This window comes from Marinomonas rhizomae (assembly GCF_003315485.1).
In the GTDB taxonomy this organism is placed as follows: domain Bacteria; phylum Pseudomonadota; class Gammaproteobacteria; order Pseudomonadales; family Marinomonadaceae; genus Marinomonas; species Marinomonas rhizomae.
Genome location: NZ_QNSE01000003.1, coordinates 308279 through 335067 on the forward strand (window position 1 = coordinate 308279; position 26789 = coordinate 335067).

General features: G+C 42.7%; 25 protein-coding genes. 5 read left to right on the forward strand and 20 right to left on the reverse strand.

The window, feature by feature from the left end:
* Position 1: 1 nt before the first annotated feature.
* Positions 2–3214, forward strand: a complete 3213-nt coding sequence (locus DFP80_RS05050) for an efflux RND transporter permease subunit (protein WP_113915725.1) — start codon at positions 2–4, stop codon at positions 3212–3214.
* Between the two features lie 74 nt (positions 3215–3288).
* Here the strand turns inward: DFP80_RS05050 and DFP80_RS05055 are convergent, their stop codons facing one another.
* From DFP80_RS05055 to DFP80_RS05125, 15 genes are all read right to left on the reverse strand, one after another.
* A complete protein-coding gene (locus tag DFP80_RS05055; RefSeq protein WP_113915726.1) occupies positions 3289–4464 on the reverse strand; it encodes an O-succinylhomoserine sulfhydrylase in 1176 nt (391 codons plus the stop codon).
* A 98-nt stretch (positions 4465–4562) separates the two neighbouring features.
* A complete protein-coding gene (purF, locus tag DFP80_RS05060; RefSeq protein ID WP_113915727.1) occupies positions 4563–6068 on the reverse strand; it encodes an amidophosphoribosyltransferase in 1506 nt (501 codons plus the stop codon).
* A gap of 77 nt (positions 6069–6145) precedes the next feature.
* Positions 6146–6679, reverse strand: coding sequence for a CvpA family protein (locus DFP80_RS05065; protein ID WP_113915728.1), 534 nt, complete (start codon positions 6677–6679; stop codon positions 6146–6148).
* A gap of 75 nt (positions 6680–6754) precedes the next feature.
* Positions 6755–7348, reverse strand: a complete 594-nt coding sequence (locus DFP80_RS05070) for an SPOR domain-containing protein (RefSeq protein WP_241560191.1) — start codon at positions 7346–7348, stop codon at positions 6755–6757.
* 3 nt (positions 7349–7351) lie between these two features.
* Positions 7352–8608, reverse strand: coding sequence for a bifunctional tetrahydrofolate synthase/dihydrofolate synthase (gene folC, locus DFP80_RS05075; protein WP_113915729.1), 1257 nt, complete (start codon positions 8606–8608; stop codon positions 7352–7354).
* A gap of 4 nt (positions 8609–8612) precedes the next feature.
* On the reverse strand, positions 8613–9482 hold the full coding sequence (accD, locus tag DFP80_RS05080; RefSeq protein ID WP_113915730.1) for an acetyl-CoA carboxylase, carboxyltransferase subunit beta: 870 nt from the start codon (positions 9480–9482) through the stop codon (positions 8613–8615).
* A 31-nt stretch (positions 9483–9513) separates the two neighbouring features.
* On the reverse strand, positions 9514–10320 hold the full coding sequence (gene trpA, locus DFP80_RS05085; RefSeq protein WP_113915731.1) for a tryptophan synthase subunit alpha: 807 nt from the start codon (positions 10318–10320) through the stop codon (positions 9514–9516).
* Positions 10317–11528, reverse strand: a complete 1212-nt coding sequence (trpB, locus tag DFP80_RS05090; RefSeq protein WP_113915732.1) for a tryptophan synthase subunit beta — start codon at positions 11526–11528, stop codon at positions 10317–10319. Before trpB ends, trpA begins: the two co-directional genes overlap by 4 nt.
* Positions 11521–12138: a phosphoribosylanthranilate isomerase gene (locus DFP80_RS05095; RefSeq protein WP_113915733.1), complete on the reverse strand. Its 618-nt coding sequence runs from the start codon at positions 12136–12138 to the stop codon at positions 11521–11523. Before DFP80_RS05095 ends, trpB begins: the two co-directional genes overlap by 8 nt.
* The gene (gene truA, locus DFP80_RS05100) at positions 12122–12946 is read right to left on the reverse strand and encodes a tRNA pseudouridine(38-40) synthase TruA (RefSeq protein WP_113915734.1); all 825 of its coding nucleotides are present in this window, start codon (positions 12944–12946) and stop codon (positions 12122–12124) included. The genes DFP80_RS05095 and truA overlap by 17 nt, the downstream gene beginning before the upstream one ends.
* A complete protein-coding gene (locus DFP80_RS05105) occupies positions 12939–15140 on the reverse strand; it encodes a motility hub landmark protein FimV (protein ID WP_113915735.1) in 2202 nt (733 codons plus the stop codon). Before DFP80_RS05105 ends, truA begins: the two co-directional genes overlap by 8 nt.
* 141 nt (positions 15141–15281) lie before the next feature.
* Positions 15282–16010, reverse strand: a complete 729-nt coding sequence (locus tag DFP80_RS05110) for an EAL domain-containing protein (protein WP_113915736.1) — start codon at positions 16008–16010, stop codon at positions 15282–15284.
* Positions 16011–16136: 126 nt separating this feature from the next.
* The gene (gene groL, locus DFP80_RS05115; RefSeq protein WP_113915737.1) at positions 16137–17783 is read right to left on the reverse strand and encodes a chaperonin GroEL; all 1647 of its coding nucleotides are present in this window, start codon (positions 17781–17783) and stop codon (positions 16137–16139) included.
* A 58-nt stretch (positions 17784–17841) separates the two neighbouring features.
* Complete coding sequence (locus tag DFP80_RS05120) at positions 17842–18132, reverse strand: co-chaperone GroES (RefSeq protein ID WP_024022707.1); 291 nt, start codon at positions 18130–18132, stop codon at positions 17842–17844.
* A 130-nt stretch (positions 18133–18262) separates the two neighbouring features.
* Positions 18263–18742, reverse strand: a complete 480-nt coding sequence (locus DFP80_RS05125) for an FxsA family protein (protein WP_113915738.1) — start codon at positions 18740–18742, stop codon at positions 18263–18265.
* 47 nt (positions 18743–18789) lie between these two features.
* On the opposite strand from DFP80_RS05125, the gene DFP80_RS05130 reads away from it, so the two are divergent.
* Complete coding sequence (locus DFP80_RS05130) at positions 18790–19107, forward strand: MGMT family protein (protein ID WP_113915739.1); 318 nt, start codon at positions 18790–18792, stop codon at positions 19105–19107.
* 44 nt (positions 19108–19151) lie between these two features.
* Here DFP80_RS05130 and DFP80_RS05135 read toward each other — a convergent pair whose 3' ends face one another.
* Positions 19152–19637: a YajQ family cyclic di-GMP-binding protein gene (locus tag DFP80_RS05135; RefSeq protein ID WP_113915740.1), complete on the reverse strand. Its 486-nt coding sequence runs from the start codon at positions 19635–19637 to the stop codon at positions 19152–19154.
* A gap of 83 nt (positions 19638–19720) precedes the next feature.
* Here DFP80_RS05135 and DFP80_RS05140 point away from each other — a divergent pair, with 83 nt between their 5' ends.
* Entirely contained in the window at positions 19721–20668 is a 948-nt protein-coding gene (locus DFP80_RS05140; protein WP_113915741.1) for a ketopantoate reductase family protein, read from the forward strand.
* Between the two features lie 25 nt (positions 20669–20693).
* Here DFP80_RS05140 and DFP80_RS05145 read toward each other — a convergent pair whose 3' ends face one another.
* Together DFP80_RS05145 and DFP80_RS05150 are read right to left on the reverse strand one after the other, a co-directional pair.
* Positions 20694–21527 (reverse strand): CvfB family protein, encoded by an 834-nt coding sequence (locus DFP80_RS05145; RefSeq protein ID WP_113915761.1) that lies wholly within the window; start codon positions 21525–21527, stop codon positions 20694–20696.
* Between the two features lie 81 nt (positions 21528–21608).
* On the reverse strand, positions 21609–22169 hold the full coding sequence (locus DFP80_RS05150; RefSeq protein WP_113915742.1) for a DUF1415 domain-containing protein: 561 nt from the start codon (positions 22167–22169) through the stop codon (positions 21609–21611).
* Positions 22170–22400: 231 nt separating this feature from the next.
* Here DFP80_RS05150 and DFP80_RS05155 point away from each other — a divergent pair, with 231 nt between their 5' ends.
* Positions 22401–23606: a DEAD/DEAH box helicase gene (locus tag DFP80_RS05155; RefSeq protein WP_113915743.1), complete on the forward strand. Its 1206-nt coding sequence runs from the start codon at positions 22401–22403 to the stop codon at positions 23604–23606.
* A 103-nt stretch (positions 23607–23709) separates the two neighbouring features.
* Here DFP80_RS05155 and ribA read toward each other — a convergent pair whose 3' ends face one another.
* On the reverse strand, positions 23710–24318 hold the full coding sequence (gene ribA / locus DFP80_RS05160; protein WP_113915744.1) for a GTP cyclohydrolase II: 609 nt from the start codon (positions 24316–24318) through the stop codon (positions 23710–23712).
* Between the two features lie 97 nt (positions 24319–24415).
* Positions 24416–24889 carry an Lrp/AsnC family transcriptional regulator gene (locus tag DFP80_RS05165; protein ID WP_113915745.1) on the reverse strand — a complete coding sequence of 158 codons (474 nt, stop codon included), beginning with the start codon at positions 24887–24889 and terminating at the stop codon, positions 24416–24418.
* 213 nt (positions 24890–25102) lie between these two features.
* Between DFP80_RS05165 and leuA the strand changes: the two genes are divergently transcribed.
* Entirely contained in the window at positions 25103–26776 is a 1674-nt protein-coding gene (gene leuA / locus DFP80_RS05170; RefSeq protein ID WP_113915746.1) for a 2-isopropylmalate synthase, read from the forward strand.
* The last annotated feature ends 13 nt before the right edge of the window (positions 26777–26789 follow it).

A 26789-nucleotide genomic window follows, 5' to 3' on the forward strand; every position in this document is an offset into this window, starting at 1 on the left:
TATGCAAACATTAATTGAGGCGGCTTTAGCTCGCTCTCGCACCGTAATGATGTTTTTCGTACTCATACTTATTATGGGCACGGTTTCTTATATAGAAATAGCGAAGGAAAGCGACCCTGATATTACGATTCCAATGGCTTATGTTTCAGTATCACTTGAAGGTATCTCGCCCGAAGACGCAGACAGCTTATTAGTTCACCCGCTAGAAAAAGAGTTAAAAGGATTAGAAGGGCTAAAGGAACTAAAATCTACTGCCTCAGAAGGTCATGCTTCGATCATGCTAGAGTTTGAATCTGGTGTTGATATTGACCAAGCGATTAGCGATGCTAAAGATAAGGTGGATCGAGCAAAAAGCGAGTTACCAGATGATGCAGACGAACCAACTGTCACAGAAATTAATCTTTCAACGTTTCCGGTATTACGCGTAAATTTATCAGGTAATGTCAGCTTTGCTACCCTTAGTCGTACGGCAAAAAATTTACAAGACTCTATTGAAGCAGTCGATGGCGTCTTAGAAGCCGAAATCAGTGGAGACCGTGATCAACAAGCACAAATCATCATTCGCCCTGAGCAACTTGAATCGTATAATTTGTCATTATCGGATGTTGCTAACTTCGTTTCTGCCAACAATCGTTTGGTTGCTGCTGGCAATTTGGATACAGGTGCTGGGCGCTTTTCACTAAAGGTCCCAGGCCTACTTAAAACCAAGGAAGACATCCTTAACCTTCCCATTAAAGCCGATGGCGATCAGGTTGTGTTACTGGGCGATATTGCCACCGGTGAACTAACCTTTGAAGACCCAAGCAGTTATGCTCGCGTCGAAGGTAAACGCAGCATTACGCTTGCTGTGTCCAAGCGCGTTGGTGTTAATATCATCAATACCATTGAAGCGGTAAAAGCAACTGTAAAGAGCGAAAGCGAACAATGGCCTGATGGCATCGAATACAAGTTAACCGGTGATAAATCCACAGACATCGAGACTTCTCTAAACGACCTATTTAATAACGTTCTAGCAGCAACCTTGCTGGTAATGATCGTTATCGTATGGGCACTTGGAGTACGGAGCGCTTTCTTAGTCGGCCTAGCTATTCCTGGCGCCTTCCTATCTGGTATTTTAATTCTCGATTTACAAGGCTACACCATCAACATGGTGGTACTTTTTGCCCTAATACTCAGTGTCGGCATGCTCGTTGACGGCGCCATTGTTGTTACCGAGTATGCAGATCGCAAACTAGCAGAAGGTGCTTCTAAGCGACAAGCCTACAGTGAAGCGGCAAAACGTATGGCATGGCCAATCACCGCTTCTACAGCGACCACTTTAGCCGTATTTATGCCATTACTTTTTTGGCCCGACATAGTCGGAGAGTTCATGCGCTTCATGCCCATTACCATCATAGCAACTCTGGCTTCGTCCTTGGTCATGGCACTAATAGTCTTACCGACCATCGGTTCCATTATTGGTAAAAAAGGCGCATACACAGAAAAAACCATGCGCGCATTACGTATCACAGAAACGGGCGATCTGACCGAACTGACAGGCCCAACCGGCTTCTATGGCAGAATGCTAACTCGTTTAGTTGAATACCCCGCTTGGGTTTTACTGTTCACTATTGTGTTACTTTTCAGTATTTTTGCTAGCTATGGACAATTTGGCAAGGGTATTGAGTTTTTCCCCAATATCGAACCTGAATCCGCTAACCTAGATATACGCGCCCGCGGAGATCTATCTCTGAAAGAAAAAGACGCACTGGTAAGGCAGGTAGAAAAGCAAGTGATTGGTACACCAGCATTAAAAAGTGTTGTGGTAACAACTTATGCCACACCAGGAAACAATGCTGCTCCTGATAGTATTGGCTCAATCAGTATGGAATTTATCGATTGGTATAAACGAGAACCCGCTGGGGTCATATTGGATCAAATTAGGGAGAAAACCAAACAAATTTCCGGCATCGAAATCAGTGCAGAAAAAGAGCAAGGCGGACCACAATCGGGCGCAGATATTCAGCTACAGCTTAGCTCAAACTACTCTGATGCTCTTAATGTTGCCGCTGACGAAATCAGTAAACAACTTTTATCTAGAGACGAAATCATTACTGTTAGCGATGACAGGTCTCTCCCTGGAATTGAATGGCGTATCGATATCAATCGCGAAGAAGCCAGCCGATATGGCGTCGACGTTAATAGCTTGGGGAATGTCATTAAACTGGTCACCACTGGTATAACTTTAAGTGATTTTTTACCAGAAGGGGCAGATGACAAAATTGATATCGTTTTACGCTATCCCGTAAATCAACGCAGCCTTGATCAACTGGATCAGCTACAGATCCCAACCAACCAAGGCAGCATTCCTGCAAGTAACTTTATTCATCGCTACGCAGCACCAAAGCAAGGCATCATCAACAGAACCGATGGAAAGAAAACCATTAAAATAGATGCTGATGTAAAAGATGGTTTAGTCGTGGATGAAGTCATCAAAGCCATAAAAGTGAAACTAGACGCTGCTGGTATAGATAAATCCGTCAGCTATGAGTTTCGCGGCAACACTGAAGACCAACAAAAATCCATGATCTTTTTGATCAAGGCATTTGGCGTCGCGTTTTTTATCATGGCGATTATTTTGGTGACTCAATTTAATAACTTCTTCCAATGTTTATTAATTCTGAGCGCCGTGGTTTTTTCGACTATGGGAGTGTTCATTGGCCTTATGGTCAAAGGGCAACCTTTCGGTATTGTAATGAGTGGCGTAGGTGTTATCGCTTTGGCAGGCATTGTTGTTAATAATAATATCGTTCTAATCGATACTTTCAACGGCCTACGTAAGCAAGGCATGATGGTACGAGAGGCCGCTATTAGAACAGGTGTTCAACGTCTAAGACCTGTCATGCTCACCACTATTACCACCATTCTCGGCTTAGTTCCTATGGTGTTTCAATTTAACATTGATCTCGTGCACCAATCCTTTAGTATTGGTGCGCCATCTGCCCAGTGGTGGACACAATTATCTACAGCTATTGCAGGAGGACTCACTTTTGCAACGCCATTAACACTCATTCTTACACCTTGCTTATTGGTTTTAGGTTACCGCCGCAAAGAACGAAAACAGCAGCAAGCACTAGAACAGCAAACGTCAGAAAAACAAGCACTGAAGAGCGAGCCAAAAAGCAAAGTGCTTGATGAAGTTGACTCTAGAAACAATATCAAAAAAGATAGTTAGAATTGTCATCAAAAAAGCGGATTTAGAGCATATTCTAAATCCGCTTTCTTTGTTATCACTAGTTACTAATAAACTTAGATCAATTGGTCTAGTGCAGCTTTAACATCGGCAATAATATCATCAATATCTTCCAGGCCGACAGAAACACGAATTAAGCCTTCCGTAATGCCCGCTTTAGCTTTTTCATCGTCTGTTAAGCGTCCATGAGTGGTAGTAGCTGGATGAGTTACCAGAGTCTTAGTATCTCCTAAATTACCTGTGATGGACATTAACTTGGCAGCATTGATAACAGACCAAGCGGCCTTGCGGCCACCCTCAACTTCAAACGACAACAAGCCACCAAAATCTTTTTGCTGCTGTTTAGCCAGCTCATGATATTTATGGCCCGGCAACCCACCGTAATTGACTTTAACCACTTTAGGGTGAGCGTCCAAAAATGTAGCTAGCTTCATAGCATTAGCCGAATGAGCTGTCATACGCAAAGATAAGGTCTCAAGGCCATTCAACAACACCCAAGCATTAAATGGGCTCATGCATGGACCAGCACTACGCATAAAAGCGGTGAAAACATTGACGATCTCTTGACTCGCAATTAAAGCGCCGCCCAAACAGCGACCCTGGCCATCAATAAACTTCGTGGCTGATTGCATGACAATATCTGCACCCTGTGTCAAAGGATTCTGCAAAGCAGGCGTTGCCAACACGGTATCAACACACAGCAAAGCCCCTTTGGCATGAGCTAATGCCGCCACGCGAGCAACATCTACTACTTCATAAAGTGGGTTGGATGGCGTTTCGAAATAACAGAAGCGTGTATCTTCATTAATTGCCTCTTCCCATGCAGCATAATCTGTTGCGTCAACATACAGCACTTCCACACCAAACTTCGCAGTATAGGCATTAAAAAATTTCACGGTTGAACCAAAGATATTACGTGAGCAAACTACACGGTCACCTGCTTGTAACAGACTGTATGCCAGCGTCATTAACGCCGCCATACCAGAGCTTGTTGCAATTGCGGCTTCGCCTTTTTCAAGAGTCGCTAGACGTTTTTCAAATAACTCAACCGTCGGGTTAGTAAAACGAGAATAAACGTTACCATCTTCATCACCAGAAAACTTACCTGCCGCCTCTTCTGCGCTGGCATAAGCAAAGCTCGAGGTCATAAAAATGGCTTCGCTGTTTTCTTGCTCTTGTGTTTGACGAATACCTGCACGAATCGCATTCGTTGCGTCTTTATAATCAGCCATTACTTTACTCCAAACCTCTTTCCAAAAATGATTATCCAAAAACAACTAAGCCAGGCGTGACCTGGCTTAGTTTCATCCGTCACGAGATAATATAAACACTACATAGGGTGCATCATATCGCTGGCTTGGTCTTCAGCCGTCACTTTATTTAAGTCATTACGGGCGCCTTCAATACCTTCTAGATACGCAGCATCAATATTGCCTGTAATGTATTTTGCATCAAACACAGATGTATCAAACTCACGAACATCTGAGTGTTTTTCATCAATGCATGCATCAATCAAATCTTGTAAATCTTGGAATATTAACTTATCCGCACCTATTAATTCACAGATTTCATCGACATTGCGATCATGAGCAATCAGCTCTTTAGCCGCAGGCATATCAATACCATACACATTAGGATAACGAACTTCTGGAGCAGCAGAAGCGATGTACACCTTCTTCGCGCCAGCTTCTCTTGCCATTTCGATAATCTCTTTACTCGTGGTACCACGAACAATTGAATCATCAACTAACAAAACCGTTTTATCTTTAAACTCAAACGGTACCGGATTCAACTTCTGACGGACAGACTTCTTACGAATAGCCTGACCTGGCATGATAAAGGTACGACCAATATAGCGATTTTTGACCAGACCTTCACGAAACGGAATATTTAATGCTTGAGCAATCTGTAACGCCGCCGTTCGGCTTGTATCAGGAATTGGAATAACCACATCGATATCATGATCTTTCCATTCACGCTGAATTTTTTCTGCAAGACGATCCCCCATATTGATACGCGCTTTGTAGACAGAAATACTGTCAATAACGGTATCTGGACGAGCAAAGTACACATATTCAAATAAACATGGACGGGCGACTTTTTTCGGCGTGCACTGACGAACATGAACATTATGCTTTAGGTCAAAAAAGATTGCTTCACCTGGCTGAATATCACGTTCGATTTTAAACCCCGCAGCATCCAGTGCAACACTTTCAGATGCAACCATATATTCGATACCAGTGTCTGTCTGACGAGAGCCATAAATCAAAGGACGAATACCATCTGGATCACGGAAAGCTAAAATACCATAACCAGTAATCAAGGCAACAACCGCATAGCCGCCTTCGATACGCTTATAAACACGCTCAAGCGCATTAAAGATATCTTCTGGTGATGGAACTAACTTTCCTTCTTCATGAAGCTCATGAGCCAAAACATTGACCAGAACTTCTGAATCAGAAGTGGTGTTTATATGACGCAGATCAGATTCAAATACTTCCTGCTTTAATTTTCCGGTATTTGTTAGGTTGCCATTATGCGCAAGTGAAATACCGTAGGGAGAGTTAACATAGAAAGGTTGAGCTTCTGCTGAACTAGATGTTCCTGCTGTTGGATAACGGACATGGCCAATACCTATGTTACCGTGTAGTTTTTTCATATGACGAGTGCGAAAGACCTCACTCACCGGACCATTGTCTTTGCGTAAACATAATCGTCCGTTATGGCTTGTAACCATACCCGCAGCATCTTGCCCACGATGCTGAAGAAGGGTTAACGCATCAAAAATTGCTTGGTTAACCACAGACGTGCCTACGACACCAACGATACCACACATGTTCTAGATCCTCGTGTTGGGGAATTGCGACAAACGCCGCAAAGGTTCTTTATCTATTTGGTTGCTATTTCGAGCAACTAATTTCCAAGGGCGCGGTCAATGAGAGACGAATCCACAAGATCCGAGCTCTTGCCTAACATATCACGCGTCCAGTCATTCAACTGACCCAATTGAGGGATCAATTGTGAAGTTTTCCAAAACTCTGTTTGTTCTATCGCTGGACTCAAGCTCAACAAAGAAACAAAAGCTACAACAATCAAACTACCACGGGCAAAGCCAAACAGCATACCCAGAACTCTATCCGTACTCGTCAACCCCGTTACTTGGATCAGAGATCCCAGTAAAAAACTAACCAATACCCCGACCACTAAAGTAGCGATAAATAGAGAAACAAAAGAAACGATATAGCGAATCTGATCATTTTGAACCTGATCAACCAGCAGCACCTGCATTTGATCTGAAAACTTTACAGACACGACAAAAGCAACAACCCAGGTTAAAAGTGATAAGACCTCTTTTACAAAACCTCTCTTCAAACTCAAAAGAGTAGAAAGAACCACTACTGCAATGATTAACCAATCAATGGTCGACATTGAATTTACTTGTTCCATGTATACCTCTAAAAATCGCCGCGAAGTTTAACAGATGCCTGTGATTTTCCAAATACAGAGACACCATTCCTTGGACTAATTCACTGAATATTTAACGACAATGCCGTTTAAACTAAATTTTTTCTTAATCTCTTCACGCATTCTTTCTGAGGTTTCTCGTTTGAACTCAGGACCAACATAGACTTTATAAAGTGAATTGGTCGTCAAACTATATGCTTCGTACTTTGCACCTTTAAGCTTTTCGACCAAACGAACTGAATTATCTTTGCTTTTAAAGGTGGCAATTTGAAGCGTCCAACGATCAGCGATAGGAGCAGGCGTGGATTTCTTCACTGATTCTTTCTCAGCAGATTTCACTTCCGCCTCGGTAGAATTCGGTGATTCTTTCTTAGTAATATTTGCAACGTCTTTCGCCGATTGAGGAAGGGGAATTAAACGAATATCTTCTGCTGCGCCATCCTCACCAACAGACGTTTCAATTGGCAAACTATCAACAGGCTGAACCGGAGCAATGTCAACAATAGGAAACGCTGGAGGAGTAGTGACTTGAACCTGAACATCTAATTCTGCAGGACGTTCACCATCTAAAATCAATGGCAATATTATTGCGGCTGATAACACCATAATACCAGCACCAATAAGTCTGTATGTAACCCTTCTATCTATCATAAATCACTCTTTCGATTGATTAAGCGCCAAATAATCCGACACAGTTACAAAGGAGCCAAACACAATCACTGAGCGCTGTTCTGCTTCCGCTTTGACCATTGCCGCACTCAAAGCGTCACCAACAGAATGAAAGGCCATTGCGTTTGAAGCAAGATTGGGCGAACTATGCTCTATATGCTTGATCAGCTCTTCTGCCTTAGCTCCACGTGACCCAGCTAAATCGCTACAAAACCAACCAGAAAAACGGTTCGCAAGATGCGTCATCACAGAGGCTATGTCTTTGTCTTTCAACATACCACAGACAGCAACAGGCTTGCGCGGTAAGCTAGCAATACGATTAGCAAGCTCAATGGCAGCTTCAGGGTTATGGGCAACATCAATATACACGTCAGGAGAAGCGGCAACTTTCTGAAAGCGCCCCATTAGCTGGACATGACTAAACAGAGCGGCCAAATCAGCATGAGTCGGAGACAGCTCCATATAAACCAGAGTCGCAATTACAGTCGCCGCGTTTTGTAGCGGTAAAGATGGAACCGGCAAGTTTTCATAACACACACCATTGCCAGTCCATGACCAAGAATTTTCACCTAACTCGAAGCGAAAATCACACCCTTTCTGACGCAAGTTTGCCCCGATTTCTAATGCTGTACTAGCAATAGTAGGAGGAGGATTCACGACACCACTAATGAGTAACTTATCTTTTCTCGCAATACCGGTTTTTTCTCGAGCTATAATATCAAGATCATCACCCAACCAATCAATGTGATCCAAGGAAATAGAAGTGACTACTGCGACATCAGTATCGATCATATTAACTGAATCTAAACGCCCTCCTAACCCCACTTCAAGTACCCAATAATCCAAATTAGATTGCTCAAAAACCCATAAGGCTGCAAGCGTGCTGAATTCGAAATACGTTAAGCTGACGCCTTCACGCGCCGCTTCAACTGCCTCAAAAGCTCGACATATAATATCGTCATTACAAGGAGCATCATTTAGAGCGATACGCTCATTGAAAGCAAGAAAGTGAGGGGAAGTATAGGTGCCAACAGAGTAGTTTTGGGAACACAAATATTGAGTCAGCATGGCACAGGTTGACCCTTTACCATTCGTGCCAGCAACAGTGATCACTTTGCCCTTAGGTCTAGATAAGTTCAACCGAGCTAATACGGTATTTCCCCTGTTTAGACCTAACTCTATTTCAGAAGGGTGCTGACTCTCAATATATGAAAGCCAGCTAGCTAATGACGTGTGCGTCATTTAATTAAGCAACCTTATTTTCAGTAAGCAAAGACAGGATATTGAATAGGCGATTACGCATTTCATCACGTTTGATAATCATATCCAACGCACCTTTATCCAACAAAAACTCACTACGCTGGAAACCTTCTGGTAGTTTTTCACGAACAGTTTGCTCGATAACACGAGGGCCAGCAAAACCGATTAAAGCATTTGGTTCAGCAACATTTAAATCACCAAGCATAGCAAGAGAAGCGGATACACCACCAAACACAGGATCCGTCATCACAGATATGTAGGGAATACCTTCTTGCTTCATGCGCTCCAAACCAGCACTGGTTTTAGCCATCTGCATCAAAGAAATAAGGGCTTCTTGCATTCGGGCTCCGCCACTAGCAGAAAAACATACAAGAGGAATACGCTTTTCTAAGCAAACATTAACCGCTTGAATAAATCGTTCACCGACAATAGCCCCCATAGAACCGCCTAAGAAGCTAAATTCAAATGCTACAGCCACTACCGGCATACCATTTAAAGCACCTTGCATCGCAACCAAAGCATCTTTTTCACCCGTTGCTTTCTGAGCATCGGCAATACGATCTTTATAGCGCTTAGAGTCTTTAAATTTCAACTTATCTTCAGGTTCAAGGTGAGCGGCGATTTCATGGCGACCTTCTTTATCCAAGAAAATATCTAAACGACGACGCGCGCCAACACGCAAGTGATGATTACATTTAGGGCAAACATCGAGATTTTTCTCTAACTCTGGGCGATACAAAACGTTTTCACATTTTGGACATTTCTTCCAAAGACCTTCAGGCACGCTACCTGCAGTTGCGCGCTTCGATTCGCTACGCACAATGGAAGGTACAAATTTATCTAACCAGCTACTCATTTACTTCTCCACATTACTCGTTTGCTACCGCTTAAGCATCCATCTCATTGCGCATAGGCAATAAAATAGTACGTAAAGCGTCAGCCACATATTCTTTTTGATGATCTTTATTCTCAGCGATAGCATTCACTAATACACTACCAACAATGACGCCATCAGCACATTTACTTACTGCTGCTGCAGTTTTTGCATCACGTATACCAAAACCGACCCCAATAGGTAAGGAGGTAATTTCACGTAATGAATCCACATGTTTTTTAACACTTTCAACATCTAGTTCAGCAGAACCGGTTACCCCTTTCACTGAAACGTAGTACACATACCCTGAAGCCAAATCACAAATTTTCTTTGCTCGCTCCGGTGTTGTCGTAGGTGATAGCAAATAAATAAGATCTATCTCGTTCTTTCGGAAGCATTCTACTACATCTGTCGCCTCTTCAGGAGTCAGATCTACTAATAAAATGCCATCAACGCCCGCTTCTTTTGCTGCATCAGAAAATGCCTGGTAACCAAAAAACTCGATTGGGTTCAAATATCCCATCAAAACGACCGGCGTTGTTGTATTGCCTAGTCTAAATTCAGAGATGATTTGCAGCACTTTTTTGACGCTGGTTCCTGCGGCTAAGCTTCGTTCACAAGCCAATTGAATCACTGGACCATCAGCCATAGGGTCTGAAAAAGGCATGCCGATTTCAATAACATCCGCTCCAGATTCTACCAAAGCATTCATTAAGGTCACTGTAGATTCAGGATTAGGGTCTCCAGCTGTGATATACGGAATGAGCGCCTTTTTACCAGATTTTTCTAAATTTTCAAAACATTGTTTAATGCAACTCATACATCTATCCCATCTAATTCTGCAACAGTAAGAATATCTTTATCACCGCGACCAGAAAGATTAATGACGACAATCTTATCTTTTTCCATCGTCGCGGCTAATTTCATCCCGTAAGCAACGGCATGGCTTGATTCAAGTGCTGGCATTATTCCTTCCAAGCGCGTTAAATCACGGAAACCATCCATTGCCTCATCGTCATTGATTGCCACATAGTTAGCACGACCAATATCTTTCAGCCAAGCATGCTCTGGACCGACACCGGGATAATCCAAACCCGCCGAGATAGAATGAGTACCAATGATTTGACCATCATCATCAGCCATGACATAAGTACGATTACCATGTAGAACACCAGGACGACCAGCACTCAATGGTGCGGCATGGCGACCAGTTTCAACACCGTCACCACCCGCTTCCACACCATACATAGCAACACTTTCATCTTTTATAAATGGATGAAACATACCAATAGCATTAGAGCCTCCACCAACACAGGCCACTAAAGCATCAGGTAAACGACCTTCTTGAGCCAAACATTGAGCCTTAGTCTCGCGACCGATAACCGATTGAAAATCGCGCACCAGTTTAGGATAAGGATGAGGACCAGCCGCTGTACCAATAATATAAAAAGTATCGTCTACATTTCCAACCCAATAACGCATCGCTTCATTCAGCGCATCTTTTAATGTCTTAGTACCAGACTCAACCGAAATCACTTCCGCGCCCAATAGTTTCATCCGATAAACATTAAGTGACTGACGACGAATATCCTCCGCCCCCATAAAAACCTTACACTTCAACCCCAACCGAGCGGCAACAGTTGCAGAAGCAACACCATGCTGGCCAGCTCCGGTTTCTGCGATAATGTTTGGCTTCCCCATATGCTTAGCAAGTAAGGCCTGACCAATTGTATTGTTTATCTTGTGAGCGCCAGTATGATTTAAATCCTCACGTTTCAGATAAATTTTGGCTCCACCCGCTTTTTCCGTTAATCGCTCTGCAAAATACAAAGGCGATGGGCGACCAACATAATGCGCTAAGTCATGATCAAAAGCGGCTTGAAAAGCACTGTCTTTAGATAAGCGTTCATACATTTCTGCCAGATCATCCAAAGCAGACATCAGCGTTTCTGAAACAAATATGCCGCCGTAAGGACCAAAACGACCATGAGAATCAGGTAAATCTAAGTTAATATCTTTGCTATCCACATTTCGCTCCACTAATAAATTCTTGAACTTTAAGATCACTCTTAATGCCCTTGGATAATTCAACACCGCCGCTTACATCAACGGCATAGGGCTTCACTTGTTCAATTGCTTGCCTAACATTTTGTGGTGTAAGACCGCCGGCCAAGACAATCGGCTTAGACAAGCGTGCCGGTATTAAAGACCAATCAAATACTTCTCCGGTTCCCCCTGGAACACCTGCTTTATAGGCATCCAATAACATAGCACTTGCAGTTGGATACTCAGCAACTAAAGCCGCAACATCATCTCCTGACTGAATTCTTAATGCCTTCATATAAGGCCGCTGATAAGCAGCGCACTGAGACTCTGACTCGCTACCGTGAAACTGAATAACCCACCGGGGACTACCAGTAATTACAGTCTGAATAAGAGATTCATCCGCATCAACAAATAAAGCAACGGGCGTTACAAATGGCGGTAATTGAGAAACAATTGAATTCGCCACATCGGGAGTAACGCTCCTTGGGCTTTTATTGTAGAAGACAAAGCCTAAAGCGTCAGCACCATGACGACACGCCATAATCGCATCATCCAAATTGGTTATCCCGCAGATTTTAACTCGGCAATTCATAAGTAGGCTCGTCTACATAAGGTAAAAAATGAGGACCTAAATGTCGCTTAGGGACATTAAAGCTATCAGGGTATTGAGCATCCACAAAATACAGCCCAGTTGGCGGAGCGGTAATCCCCCCCTTGGTACGATCCTTTGCATCAAGAGTTTCTTTAGCCCAAGCTACTGGCTTCTCACCGGCTCCGATTGACATCAAAACACCTGCAAAATTACGAATCATATGATGCAAAAAAGCGTTAGCTCTTACATCTAGGACAATATATTGCCCTAGCTGCTGTACATCAAAATTTAGAATCGTGCGGATAGGCGTATTGGCTTGGCAGCCAATCGCCCTAAAAGAAGAGAAATCGTGAGTCCCTAAGAATACTGTCGCAGCTTCTTTCATAGCATCGACATCAAGTGCTTTGTATGTCCAAGTCACTCCTTTAGCCAATATTGCCGGACAAAAATCCGACGAGTAAATGACATAACGGTATCGACGGCTTAACGCACTAAAGCGAGCATGGAAATCATCTGAAACAGATCTCGCAGCTACAACGGTAATATCTGTAGGAAGATAGGTATTAACTCCTACCGTCCATGCACGCTCGTTACGTTCAACGTCTGTCTCAAAGTGAACCACTTGAGCGCTTGCATGAACGCCAGAGTCAGTTCGACCAGCACAAACCACCTTAACCGGATGATTTGCGATAACGGCCAACGCCTTTTCTAAATTCTCCTGAACACTTGGAACACCAAACTTTTGCGCTTGCCAGCCCTTATATTCAGAGCCATTATATTCAACAACTAGTACTACTTTTTTAGTCACTTGGGAACATTCGCTCCATCATATTCTGCGCTTCAGCAATTTGCTGCTCATTACCCGATTCAATGACATCATCTAAAATGACTCGTGCACCCTCTTCATCACCCATATCCATATAGGCTCTTGCTAAATCTAACTTGGTTGCAACTTCATCACCGCTGGCATCAAAGAAATCAAAGTCTTCTTCCTCATCACTCACTTCCTCATCCGCAGCGGCTTCTGATTCACCAAATGAAGGAACTTCAATCTCATCTTCTTGTTGAGCTTCCGCTAATGTTTCTTCTATCGAATTGGCCAAAGAATCGTCTGGAGTGCCACTAAAAATAGACGACTCATCAACATCATCCTGATCCGCATCATTTAGTAAACTAGAAACAAAAGACTCTTCCTCGCTTTCGACTGCATCATCGAAATTAACATCTGTCTCTACATCATCATCTGATTCAACCGAATCAGGTGTCATTGTTGGAATATCATCTTCCACGAAAGACTCTAGTTCGTCCTCTTCATCAAGATCAGCAACAGGCTCAGGGATATCATCAGCTTCATCAAACGATGCAAATACATCCTCTTCTAGCGCGCTTTCAAACTCAGCATCTGAGTCTTCAGAAAAATCAACATCATCCGTCACGGCTGAATTTTCAATATCTGCAGAGTCAATTTCATCCCCAAAAGAGCTAAAATCGTCTAAGTCGTCATCCTCATCAGAAGTATCGAAGTCAAAGGCAAAAGGATCCTCTTCCTTCAACTCTTCTTTGAACTCTTCTTCCTCAGCGGTATCTTCATTACCTAGAGCAAAATCTGTCGCCACGACGGGAGCCGCAGCGGCAGCAGAAGACAAATCAAACTCATCCTTTTTTAGAGGCTCTTGATCCTCCTGTTTCTTTCCTGCTCGGCGCATCACCAAACCAATCAAGAATCCAAGCAAGAGCAATACTACAGCACCAATAGCCACAACAATTGGGTTGCCAAATATCTTATTAACTAATGAATCCGCTTCAGCCTGCTCTTTTTCTCTGCGCATCTGGTCAGCTTCTAGAAGCTGATCGACGGTGTTTTTTTGCTCTTGCAATGCTTGTTGAGCACTAGCAAATTGCTGCTGCAAATCTGCCATTTGCTTATCTTTCAAGCTAATAAGCTTCTCTAGCGTTTCCAACTGCTTATTAAGGTCTCCTAATTGACCTGATAATTCAGCTTTTTCACGCTGCTCTTTGTCTAACAGCTCTTGCGAAGCAGATAGCTCTCCCTGCAAAGCAGTTAAAGCCGCGCTGTGACCATCTCCCGCATTGGAGCTAGCCGCATTTTCAGGCAGTAAACTTTGCCCAGAGGCCAACGTTAACTTATCACCGCCCGCCGCGCTGTCAGGCGCTGCCGCCTTCGCCGTAGCCTGAGTGTTCAATTGAGCTTGTTCTACGGTTGAATTCCCTTGAGCGCCTTTTAAAGCCATCCAAGCATCATGCTGGCGTTGAAACTCTTCCTCTGAAATGGATTTATTAAAGAGTGCAATTTGATCCTGCGTCGGTAAACGTAAGATCGCCCCCTCTTTTAGAAGGTTAATGTTATCAGAATAAAATGCGTCTTTATTAAGAGCCTGAATTGCCATCATCGTTTGATAAATGGTGAGTTGATTCGTTGGCCGATTTTGACCCGCAATAGACCAAAGCGTATTGCCTTTCACCACATTCATTTGACCTTTGGCAGTCAATTTTTCTGCCGCAAGCGTAGCCTCTCGAAAGACAGTCTGATCAGATTCATTAGAAACAACAGGTGTAGACTGGACAACTTCTTTTTGCGCTTTGTTAACCAGTGCAGATTGATTCAATGGCGTTTGATATTCTCGAACGATCTGACCACTAGGCCAACGAGCAGCTAACACAAAATGCAATTCATCCACTCTTAATGGCTGATCAGACGACACGGCAACGACATAATCACCATTTTCACGAACTACATCGAATTTTAACTGAGAAAGAACTCTGGTCGGTGCAAATCCTGCTTGACGAAATTCACTTTCACTGCCCAGACGAATTAATATATCGTTGTCAGTCAAAGTCCCCACATCAGAGAGCTCAATTTTCCCACGATAAGGTTCGCCCAAATTTGATTGAGAGGTCAACTCACCCAGTTCCAATGCGTAACTGCTGGACACATATAGCGCACCTGACACAGCAATACTAACGAGGGTTTTTCTGAGCATAAGCTTCCCTTTATTTACAAATTATGGACATAAATATCTGAACAAGTATCTTACACAGGTGAGCATTTATCAATAGCTTTAGAATCAATGGTTTGCACTTAACGTAAGAGAAAGATAAAAAATACAAAAGCAATGCATCTTTTACAAAGAATACTCCAAAAAACCACTCCTAAAATAAAAGCCTTGAACAAAGTCGACCCCAATTTTTCGAGCAAAAATAAGATCCTCTTCACATTCAACACCTTCGAGGATAACTTGTTTACCCGTTGCATGAGCAAAATCAATTATTTTTGATACGAATACCATAAAATTAGCATCCAATCTCTTTTCTAGCACATATTTATCCAACTTCACCCACTCTACCAGCTGCAGAACGGCAACAGACAGCATAGATTTAGGGTTACATAAATCATCTAATGCCGTCCGAACTTCCAATCCGTTAAACGCCTCAATCATCGATAAACTCATCAATGCATCACTGATTTCAGAATTCTCTATTAACTCAACGACCACCCTATCTCGTCCAGCAGACTGTATAAGCTGAATAAAAGCGTTGTCTTCCACACTTTGACCACAAGCATAAAAAGCATCCTGATCAAGATTCACAAAAATCCTTTCTGCTGAAGACAAGTTCTCCAGCTGTATTTTCTTTTGAGCAAATTCCACCTGAAATAACAGCAATGGATTATCATGTAGAGCAGCATAAACATAATCAGGTCGAATAAAGTCACCCTTTAATGACCTAAACCGAGAGAGAGCCTCAAACGCAAACACATCACCTGTTTTCAACTCTACTATCGGCTGGTACTCAACACCAAACCGCTTAGCCTCTATCAACTCCAACAACACCTTCTGCGACAACAGTCCCATTAAGAACACCTTCAACAACCAACGTTTGATAATGAATCTCATTACCCTGAAAGCAGATTATAAAAAAAAACCCCGCCAAATAGCGAGGTTTTCTTTTATTTCAGTGGGTTAGAAAGGGATCAGGGATCACATCATCCCGCCCATACCACCCATTCCGCCCATGCCACCCATATCAGGCATGCCAGCAGCTTCTTCTTTTGGCAAATCAGCAATCATCGCTTCAGTAGTGATCATCAGACCCGCTACAGATGCCGCTGCTTGAAGTGCAGAGCGAGTCACTTTAGCCGGATCTAGGATACCCATTTCTAGCATATCGCCGTATTCACCCGTTGCAGCGTTGTAACCGTAGTTACCTTCACCTTGCTTAACCTTGTCTACAACGACAGACGCTTCATCACCAGCGTTAGTGACGATCTGACGCATTGGCGCTTCCATCGCACGCAAAGCCAAAGCAATACCCACGTCTTGATCTTCATTGTCACCTGCTAGCTCAACAACTTTAGTCAATGCTCGAACCAAAGCCACGCCACCACCAGCAACAACACCTTCTTCAACTGCAGCTCTAGTCGCATGAAGAGCATCATCTACACGAGCCTTCTTCTCTTTCATTGCCACTTCAGTTGCCGCACCAATTTTGATAACAGCAACGCCGCCAGCCAATTTCGCAACACGTTCTTGAAGTTTTTCTTTATCATAATCAGAAGATGAGTTCGCGATTTCAGCGCGAATTTGCTCAACGCGGCTTGTGATGTTAGCGGCTTGGCCTGCACCATCGACAATCGTTGTACTTTCTTTAGTCAAAGTAACACGCTTAGCCGTACCTAGCTGCTCAAGAGTCGCTGTTTCTAGACTCAGACCAACTTCTTCAGAAATAACAGTCGCACCAGAAAGAACAGCAATATCTTCAAGCATTGCTTTACGACGATCACCAAAACCAGGCGCTTTAGTAGCAGCAACTTTCACGATTCCGCGCATACTGTTAACAACTAAAGTAGCTAATGCTTCACCTTCAACGTCTTCCGCAATGATCAACAAAGGACGAGACGCTTTCGCAACACCTTCCAATACTGGTAGCAATTCACGAATATTAGTGATTTTTTTATCAACCAATAAGATGAACGGATTTTCCAATTCAGCGCTCATTGTCTCTTGATTATTAATGAAGTAAGGAGATAGGTAACCGCGGTCAAACTGCATACCTTCAACTACCGCTAGCTCATCATCAAAACCAGAACCTTCTTCAACAGTAATCACGCCTTCTTTACCTACGCGCTCCATTGCCTCAGCAATGATTTTACCAACAGAAGAATCCGAGTTTGCAGAGATAGTACCCACTTGCTCAATAGCACGAGTATCAGTACATGGCGTAGACAAAGCAGCAAGTTCTTTAACAACAGCCGCTGCTGCTTTATCAATACCGCGCTTAAGGTCCATTGGGTTGCGACCCGCAGCAACAGATTTTAAGCCTTCCGTTACAAGCGCTTGAGCTAAAACAGTTGCCGTTGTTGTACCATCACCAGCCACATCATTTGCCTGAGACGCAACTTCTTTTACCATTTGTGCGCCCATGTTTTCGAACTTATTTTCTAGTTCGATTTCTTTAGCAACAGTCACACCATCTTTGGTCACAAGCGGTGAACCAAATGATTTTTCGATTACGACGTTACGACCTTTTGGCCCCAAAGTTACTTTTACTGCATCTGCAAGAACGTTCACACCTTTCAGCATTTGCTGACGAGCACTATCACCAAATTTAACTTCTTTAGCTGCCATTTTTTTACCCTTAACTGTTTTTAAGTGTTACAAATAGAATATGAACCACAAAGACAAACTAGGCTTCAACCACACCGTAAATTTCGTCTTCTTTCATAATAAGTAGCTCTTCACCATTGATTTTCACTGTCTGACCCGAGTACTGACCGAACAGCACTGTATCACCAACACTAACAGCTAAAGCCTGCACGTCGCCATTTGATTGAATACGGCCAGTGCCAACAGCCAAGACCTCGCCTTGAGTAGGCTTTTCAGTTGCAGATCCAGGCAGGACGATACCAGATGCGGTTGTTGTTTCTTCTTCTTTACGTCGAACAACGACACGATCGTGCAAAGGACGAATATTCATTGATCAATCTCTCCAATTAAAAACGATACCAGGACTCCCCTGGCTGGATAACCCTACTGATACATAGTAGGAATCTTTAACAAGGTTCTATATACGGCTATACAAGCCAATTTCAACCCTGCAGAAAAAATTATTTTTTATCTATTAAGTCATTGTCATCTTTAGTTTCTTTTGAATACTCACCATCAAACGTCTCGCCTTGAGACTGAGCATCATAACCACCATAAGGTGCCCATTTAGACCCTTTTTTCACCATAGATGCAACGAAATTAACCAACAAACCTGCCGCAAATAATTTACGCAAAGCCGGAATTAGCAGCAAACCACCAATGACATCAGTCACAAAGCCAGGAATTAACAAACATAAGCCAGCAAAAAGTAACATAATACCTTCAGCGACTTCAGAAGCGGGTAATTCTCCACGACGCATTTTCTCTTGGGCTTTCAATGACGTCTCTAAGCCTTGCTTACGAATTAACGTCACGCCTAAAATAGCGGTCAAAAAGACCAAACCAATCGTTGCTAGCGCGCCAATTTGGCTACCAACCTTAATCAGTACGGATAGTTCAATAACGGGGACGAGTATGAAAAGCAAAAGTGCAAATCTCATATTTACCTTCTTTGTTTTAAATGTAGTTATTTATTTAAGGGCCAAATGTGACGAATCAACCGATAGATAGATTTAAATCACAGGTGTTTCATATTTTAAGTGAAATTCCCAAGGGCGAATGCATTGCTTACGGAGAACTTGCAAAACTCGCTGGTTTTCCTGGTTATGCAAGACAAGTTGGCAGTTTAATGAAAAAGCTCCCAAAGAACACTAAATTACCCTGGCATAGGGTGGTCAACGCTCAAAAAAGGATTAGTTTTGCAGAAAACACCGATGGTTTTTTAAGGCAAAAAGAGAAACTGGAAAAGGAAGGCTGGATCATTGTAGGTAACAAATTAACCATCAATGAGTTCTCAAATCCGTGAAGGAGGCCGCCAAGTAAGCATGACTGGCGGCTCTCTCAATAGCGCTAATCTCTAAAATTTGTAAATTGAACTGGCTGAGCCAAATCCGCACCACGCAATAATGCCATCACTTGCTGAAGGTCATCACGCTTTTTGCCCGTAACACGAAGCTGATCACCTTGAATCTGAGCTTGAACTTTCGCCTTGCTGTCCTTGATCATTTTGACGATTTTTTTCGCTTCGTCTGTTTCAAGACCTTCTTTCATTTTAACCGCTTGAGAAACGCGCAGATTCCCTTTGACAACATCCTCTTTTTCTAAACTTTTCAAATCAATGCTACGGCCAACCAGTTTTTGGTTTAAAATATCGGACATCTGACGAAGTTGAGGCTCAGCCTCAGCTTCCATGACGACGCTTTTTTTATCTTTAATTTCGTAGTGTGCTTTCACACCCTTAAAGTCATAACGCGTTGTAATTTCTCTGTTTGCCTGATCGACTGCGTTAGTGACTTCGTGCCAATCTAACTCAGAGACTACGTCAAATGATGGCATTTTCTGCTCCTTTGCATTTTCAATAATGTATTTTGGAGCGATAATAACAGGGATTGAAATAAAACACCTAATGGAAACCTATTATGAAGAATACGCCCTGGTTAGTCATCGGCGCTGGCGCTATCGGCCTTTTTTGGGCCTGTAAGCTAGAAAAACTCGGCAATAAAGTCCATCTAGTGTACCGCTCAGAGAGTCCGGGAAAAAAAATCACCCTGGAATCACTAACCGATGAAGACGGTCAACAACAAGTTTCGGTGTCTAAACATAAGATCAAAAGCTTCAAAGCTGAAGAGCTTACCGATCAATATGACAAAGTTTTAATTTGCACAAAGTCATTCGATCTAAAAAATGCCTTCTCCCAAGTGGCTGCCCATGTTAGCGATCAGGCAAACATCGCCTGTCTGTGCAATGGAATAGGCGCCCAAGCTGAACTTCAAAATATATTATTAGAGACACAAACTCTATGGGCGGGAACAACCAGTGAAGGGGTTCTGAAGATTGAGGCAAACCATATAAAACACACAGGATTAGGAGACACCTACTTTGGTGAATGGCAACAAACAACGCCAGCTAAATCCTTCCCTATTGAATCACTCACCGTTGCTAATATTCATCAAAGAATGATAGAAAAACTGGCAGTCAATGCCGTAATCAACCCTATAACCGCTATTTTTAACATTCATAATGGCGATATCCTTAATGAAGAGTTTAAACCTTTAATAGACGCTACATTATCTGAGCTATCAAATGTATTTACTCACCCGAAATTTAGCTACTCACAAGAAAGCCAGCATTTAACTCAAGAAAACTTAAAAAATCGGGTCAATACCATCGCCCAACTCACCCGCTTAAATCGCTCTTCAATGCATGAAGACCTCAGACTGCAACGCCAAACAGAAAACAGTTTTATCTCAGGTTTTTTGCTTGAGAACAGCCCGATCGAGTTACCAGTGCAACGCTTACTATACGACGGCGTCGCTTTTTCAGAGCAACGTGAAGAGGTCAAAAAAAAGCTACTAAGTCTTTCTTAGTAGCTTTTTCATTGATCAAACAAGACTAGATTTTAGAAATTTTTTCTTTCGTAAGCAGAATTTTTTTCTCTTTATAAAGCGCACCCAAAGCCTTCTTATAGGTTGCCTTACTCACCTTAAATACAGCATAAATGGCTTCTGGTGATGCCTTATCTGTCAATGGCGACTCACCACCATGAGCATCTAAATACTCCAGAATATCATCTAATATATTGCGTACTTTTTTATAGCCAACTTCTTGCAAGCTCAAATCAATCTTGCCGTCTTCACGCATCTGCTTAATAAAGCCCGTTGTTTTTTCACCTTTGCAAAGCTGTCTAAACGCATCTTCGAAAAACAGAACCCCCCAAAAGCGGTTATCAATAACGCACTTAAAGCCAATGTTAGTTTTATCACCAATGATAATGGAGACTTTATCACCTACTCGATAAGGAGCCTCTTCACGATTTAACAAGGCATCGACTTTGGTAGTCGCCACAATACGATTAGTCGTTTGATCTAAGTAAATGAAAAGCAAATGCGTTTCACCTTCCTCTACGCGATTTTTTTGCTGACTAAAAGGCACCAATAAATCTTTCGGCAAGCCCCAATCAAAAAACGCGCCGACTTGGTTTACAGCTATAGAGGTTAATGCCGCAAACTCCCCTACTTGCGCTTTAGGGAACTCAGTAGTGGAAATTAACTTATCATCCGAATCTAAATAAACGAAAACTTCCACTTCATCATCAACGGTTACGTCTTTTGGTACGTAACGCTTAGGAAGTAAAATTTCGCCTAACTGATCGGCATCTAAATACACACCAAAATCTTTTTCTTTAACGACTCTTAATGTATTTAAGCGTCCAATTTGTGTAGCCATGGTATCTCCGGCAAGCAATTTTTTTCGCACTATACGCACTTCATTTGTAAGCACAATACAGTTCATTTTTGAATTTATAAATTAGTCAATATTTGCTTTCATACAAGCGGCAAATAGAACATCTAACCTGGGCTTCCCAAGCTCTTCCATTTTTTCAATATTTTGATTCGGTATCTCAGCAGTATCACCATAGAATTCAATCGCCTTATCAACACTTGCCTCTCTTAAAAGGTGCAGCATTGGGTAAGGTGAACGGTTAGTGTAATTGGATACATCATCTGGCTCTGCGCCTGAAAAACAATAATCAGGATGAAAAGTGGCCAATTGATACACACCTTCACACCCCTGATCAAACATAAGGTTTTCAGCAGTTTCTACAAAATCTAAATAGCGATGAAAGTCTTTAAACAAGGTTGGAAATATCAACAAAGTTGTTTCGGTCTCAGGATGTTCATCCAACCACTGAATTTCCGCCATCAACTCCTCTAGCGCCACATCCATTTTCTTTGATCGCAGCACCATACAACGAACACTGTCGCGCTCCACTTCACGCTTAGCAAAAGGACAAACATTTAACGCCACAATAAAACTTTTTACCCATTCCATCGTTTGGGTGGTGACCAATTCATCTGATAACAGCATAACGTGTCTTCTTATAAATATTTGCTGTCATTTTAGAACAAAGCGAACAAAGGGTCTAACTTATCCAGCCATCATCTGATGTTTAGATTTCGAATCCTCATAAAACAAGGTATCATGATTCAAAATACAGTCCATTATAGTGGTCATACGCCCAGAATTATTATGATTTCCATAGTAAATTCATGACATTCATAATTGGTCGTACCACTTATCCCGCTACAGAGAGTTTACATGTCATTTGCTGAATTAGATTTGGATTTCACCATAGAACAAGCCATTAGCGATATTGGCTTTGAGTCCCCAACAGAAATTCAAGAACAAGCGATACCAATTGCCTTAGATGGTTCCGACTTACTTGCAACCGCCCCAACCGGTACAGGCAAAACCATCGCCTTCTGCGCACCAGCTATTCAGCATATCCTTGACCGTGATGAGCAATCCACTACGGCACCAAAAGTGTTAATCTTAGCGCCGAGCCGTGAGCTAGCACGCCAAATCTTTAATGTGGTAGAGCAACTTACACAGCACACACGCATTCAATCACACCTCATCATTGGTGGCACACCTTACGGCATGCAAGAGCAACAACTAAGTGAACCATGCGATATTTTGATTGCAACACCTGGTCGCTTAGTTGAACTAGATGAGAAGCAATGGCTTGATCTAACTGATGTGTCTTATTTCGTGATCGACGAAGCCGACCGAATGTTAGATATGGGTTTTGTTAACGCCATCAACCACATCGCCAAAGAACTACCCGATGAACACCAAACGCTAATGTTCTCCGCCACACTAGAAGGCGAGAAAATGGGACGCTTTGCCAGTGCACTATTAAATAGCGAGACCCAACAAATTCGCCTAGGTGAATCATCACGTACTGTACCAAGTCAAATCCGCCAAATCGCATATCGTGTAGACAGCGAAGAGCACAAAGAAGCCATATTAAAACACCTGCTCACCCAAGAGCGTGTTCAACAAGCCGTATTATTTGTTTCAAACCGCGAACATGTAGATGTATGGGTTCAACGAATTCGTAAAATGGGCTTAATGTGTGATGGCTTGCATGGTGAAATGAAACAAGGCGACCGCAGCGAACACATGAAACAAATGAAGCGTGGACGCTTGCAAGTGTTAGTGGCAACGGATGTCGCGTCTCGCGGCATCGACCTTCCAGAAATAAACACAGTAATCAACCTTCGTCTTCCACGTAAAGCCGATTCCTATATTCACAGAGCTGGACGTGCTTCACGCGAAGGCGCGCCAGGTGATTGCATCTCATTGATCGATATTAACGACTTGCCAATGATTGAAAAGATTCAACGCTTTATGCAAGCCAACATTAAGTTTGGGCGCATTGAAGGACTAGAGGCAAAAACAAAAGCTCGCTCACCAAGCAGTAAGAAGAAAAAGAAAAAACCAGCCCCTAGTAAAAAATAAGACTGATTCAGTACTATAGAAACAATAAAGGCGCTTCACCAGCGCCTTTATTGTTTCTCTCTTTATACACGTCTATCTAAAGCATAAAACTTGCAAGTTACTCTTAATCAAACTTCAAAGTATGCTGTTTACGCTTCGCTTTGGTTTCTAAATAGGAGCGGTTATGTTGATTAACATGCACCTTAGTCGGAACTAGCTCAGCAACATCAATGCCATGCGCTATCAACTGCTGCGCCTTATCTGGGTTATTGGTTAACAATCTAACTTTAGCAACACCAAGCGCTTTCAACATATCAGCGCCCACACCGAAATCACGCCCATCGTCTGGGAGGTGTAGCATTTCGTTGGCTTGATAAGTGTCATAACCTTGGTCCTGTAAAGCATAAGCTTCTAATTTTGCATACAAGCCAATGCCGCGCCCTTCTTGACGCAAATACAGAATATAACCACCCTGCTCATTAATAAGGTCGATGGCTTCATCTAATTGCTCGCCACAATCACAACGACCAGAGCCAAATACATCACCAGTCAGACATTCCGAATGCAAACGAACTAATGGAATACTGTCTTCGTCTTTTGATTTTGTACCTTCGAAAAATATCCCTATATGTTCTTTACCTGAATCATCACCATTAAAGGAAATAAATTCGGCCATTACGTCGCCCGCCCTGACGGGAATCGTCACTCGACGCTTAATTGTCAGATCACTCATACTACTTCTCTACTAGGGACTTTTTTACTGCAATAAGTATAACGCCCATTAATTTGGTCAAAAGCTAAAATATCAATACTAAATAAGGAAATAACCTCTAAATCAAATGATCTAGAGGCAAAGAGGTGCTCTCTTTGACGCTGCGCAGCAAAAAACTCGACTGAACACCAGTGACACCAGGAATACGCGTTAGCTTTCCTAATAAGAAATCATGATACTTTTCCATATCTTCTACTACGACTTCTAACAAGTAATCGCAGTTTTGCCCGGTCACTAGGTTGCAATTTCTTACTTCAGGAAAAACATCAACTTGATCTTCAAAAACACTAAAACGATCTGGCGTGTGTCTATCCATACTGATTTGCAAAAATGCCGTCAACTTTAGACCCAAACTCGACTTTTTCAGAATAGTCACCTTACGATCTATCACTCCAATATCTTCAAGCGCTTTCACTCGACGCAAACAGGGTGATGCAGAAAGCCCCACCCGATCCGCCAACTCCTGATTCGTTAAGCTAGAATCTTGCTGTAACTCGCGCAAAATATTCAAGTCGATTTTATCAAACCCCATATCATCAGCTCCAAACCATCAATTTTATTATCTATTGCGCAATATAATGCCACAAGAAAGGATTTTTTTATAAAAAACGCAATCTTTTACTCATATTTTTTAGTTACACTATACAAACTGAAAAACAAAGAAACACCAAGAAAAGAAAGCGCCTACTCAAGACGCACTAATAACAACGAGGTTTATCGACCTCCTATTTATAAGGACAAGATCATGTCGTCTTTTGACCATAAAAAGTACACGCCATTCAAACCAGTCGCCATTACAAACCGCACATGGCCTGATCAAGAAATCACTAAAGCCCCTATCTGGTCTAGTGTTGACCTGCGTGATGGCAACCAAGCATTGGTAGAACCAATGACAGTGGAACAAAAGAAACAATTTTTTGCCTTATTAGTAGATGTTGGATTTAAAGAAATCGAAGTTGGTTTTCCCGCTGCGTCACAATTAGATTTTGACTTTGTACGTTGGTTGATTGAAGAAGACCAAGTGCCAGACGACGTATACATTCAAGTGTTGACTCAAGCACGCCCAGAATTGATCGAGCGCACGTACGAATCCCTAAAAGGTGCTAAAAAAGCCATTGTTCACGTTTACAACTCAACATCTACAACACAACGTGAACAAGTTTTCCGCATGGACATGGAAGGCATCAAACAAATCGCAGTAAATGGCGCTAAATGCGTAAAAGAACATGCTGCAAAACACCCAGAAACAGAATGGGTATTCCAATATTCACCAGAAAGCTTCACTGGCACTGAAATCGACTATGCTATTGAAGTTGTTGATGCCGTTGCTGAAGTTTGGCAACCAACACCTGAAAACAAAATCATTATCAATTTACCTGCCACTGTAGAAGTTTCCACTCCTAACCGTTATGCAGACCAGATTGAATACTTCTGCCGCAACGTTAAACAGCGCGACAGCATGATTGTCAGCCTACACACACACAACGATCGAGGCTGTGGCGTAGCAGCAGCAGAACTAGGTGTGATGGCTGGCGCAGACCGCATCGAAGGCACATTGCTAGGCAACGGCGAACGTACAGGAAACATGGATGTCGTCACCATGGCGATGAACATTTATAGCCAAGGCATTGACCCAGAATTGGCACTAGGAGACATGGACCGCATCATAAGCGTAGTTCAAGCTTGCACCTTACTACAAGTTCATCCGCGTCACCCATACGCAGGTGAATTGGTGTTTACTGCCTTCTCTGGCTCTCACCAAGATGCGATTAAAAAATGCTTGGCCAACCAAACCGACGACAAACCTTGGGATGTAGCTTACCTACCAATTGACCCTCGTGATGTTGGTCGCAGCTACCAGGAAGTTATTCGCGTCAACAGCCAATCAGGTAAAGGCGGTGTCGCTTACACCCTTGAACAAGAATACGGTTTAGCTTTACCTCGCTGGTTACAAGTAGAGTTCAGCCCTATTGTTCAACAATATGCCGAAAAAGATGGCGGCGTAGTCAATGCAGAGTCAATGAAAGAGCTATTTGAAAGCCGCTTCATGACAGGGGCAACGCCTTATAAATTGGGTAAATATGATCTTGCAAAAGACGATGTAGATACCGTTCATGCAGAACTTATTGGCAACAACACCAGCGTTAAAATTACGGGGGATGGCAACGGAGCCTTATCTGCTTTCAGCGAAGCTCTAGGCAAACACTTCAACATGCGAGTGGATATAATCCAATACCAAGAGCACGCGTTAACTGTAGGCAGCAACTCTCAAGCCATTGCTTATGTTCAAGCTAATATTGATGGCGATCGCTTTAATGGTGTTGCGATTGATAACGATATTGTATCGGCCTCGATTCAAGCTCTGTTGGCAACAATAAACCAGAAAGTTGCTCAGGCAGAAGATTCTGCGGTTGCGTAATTTTCTTAAGTAA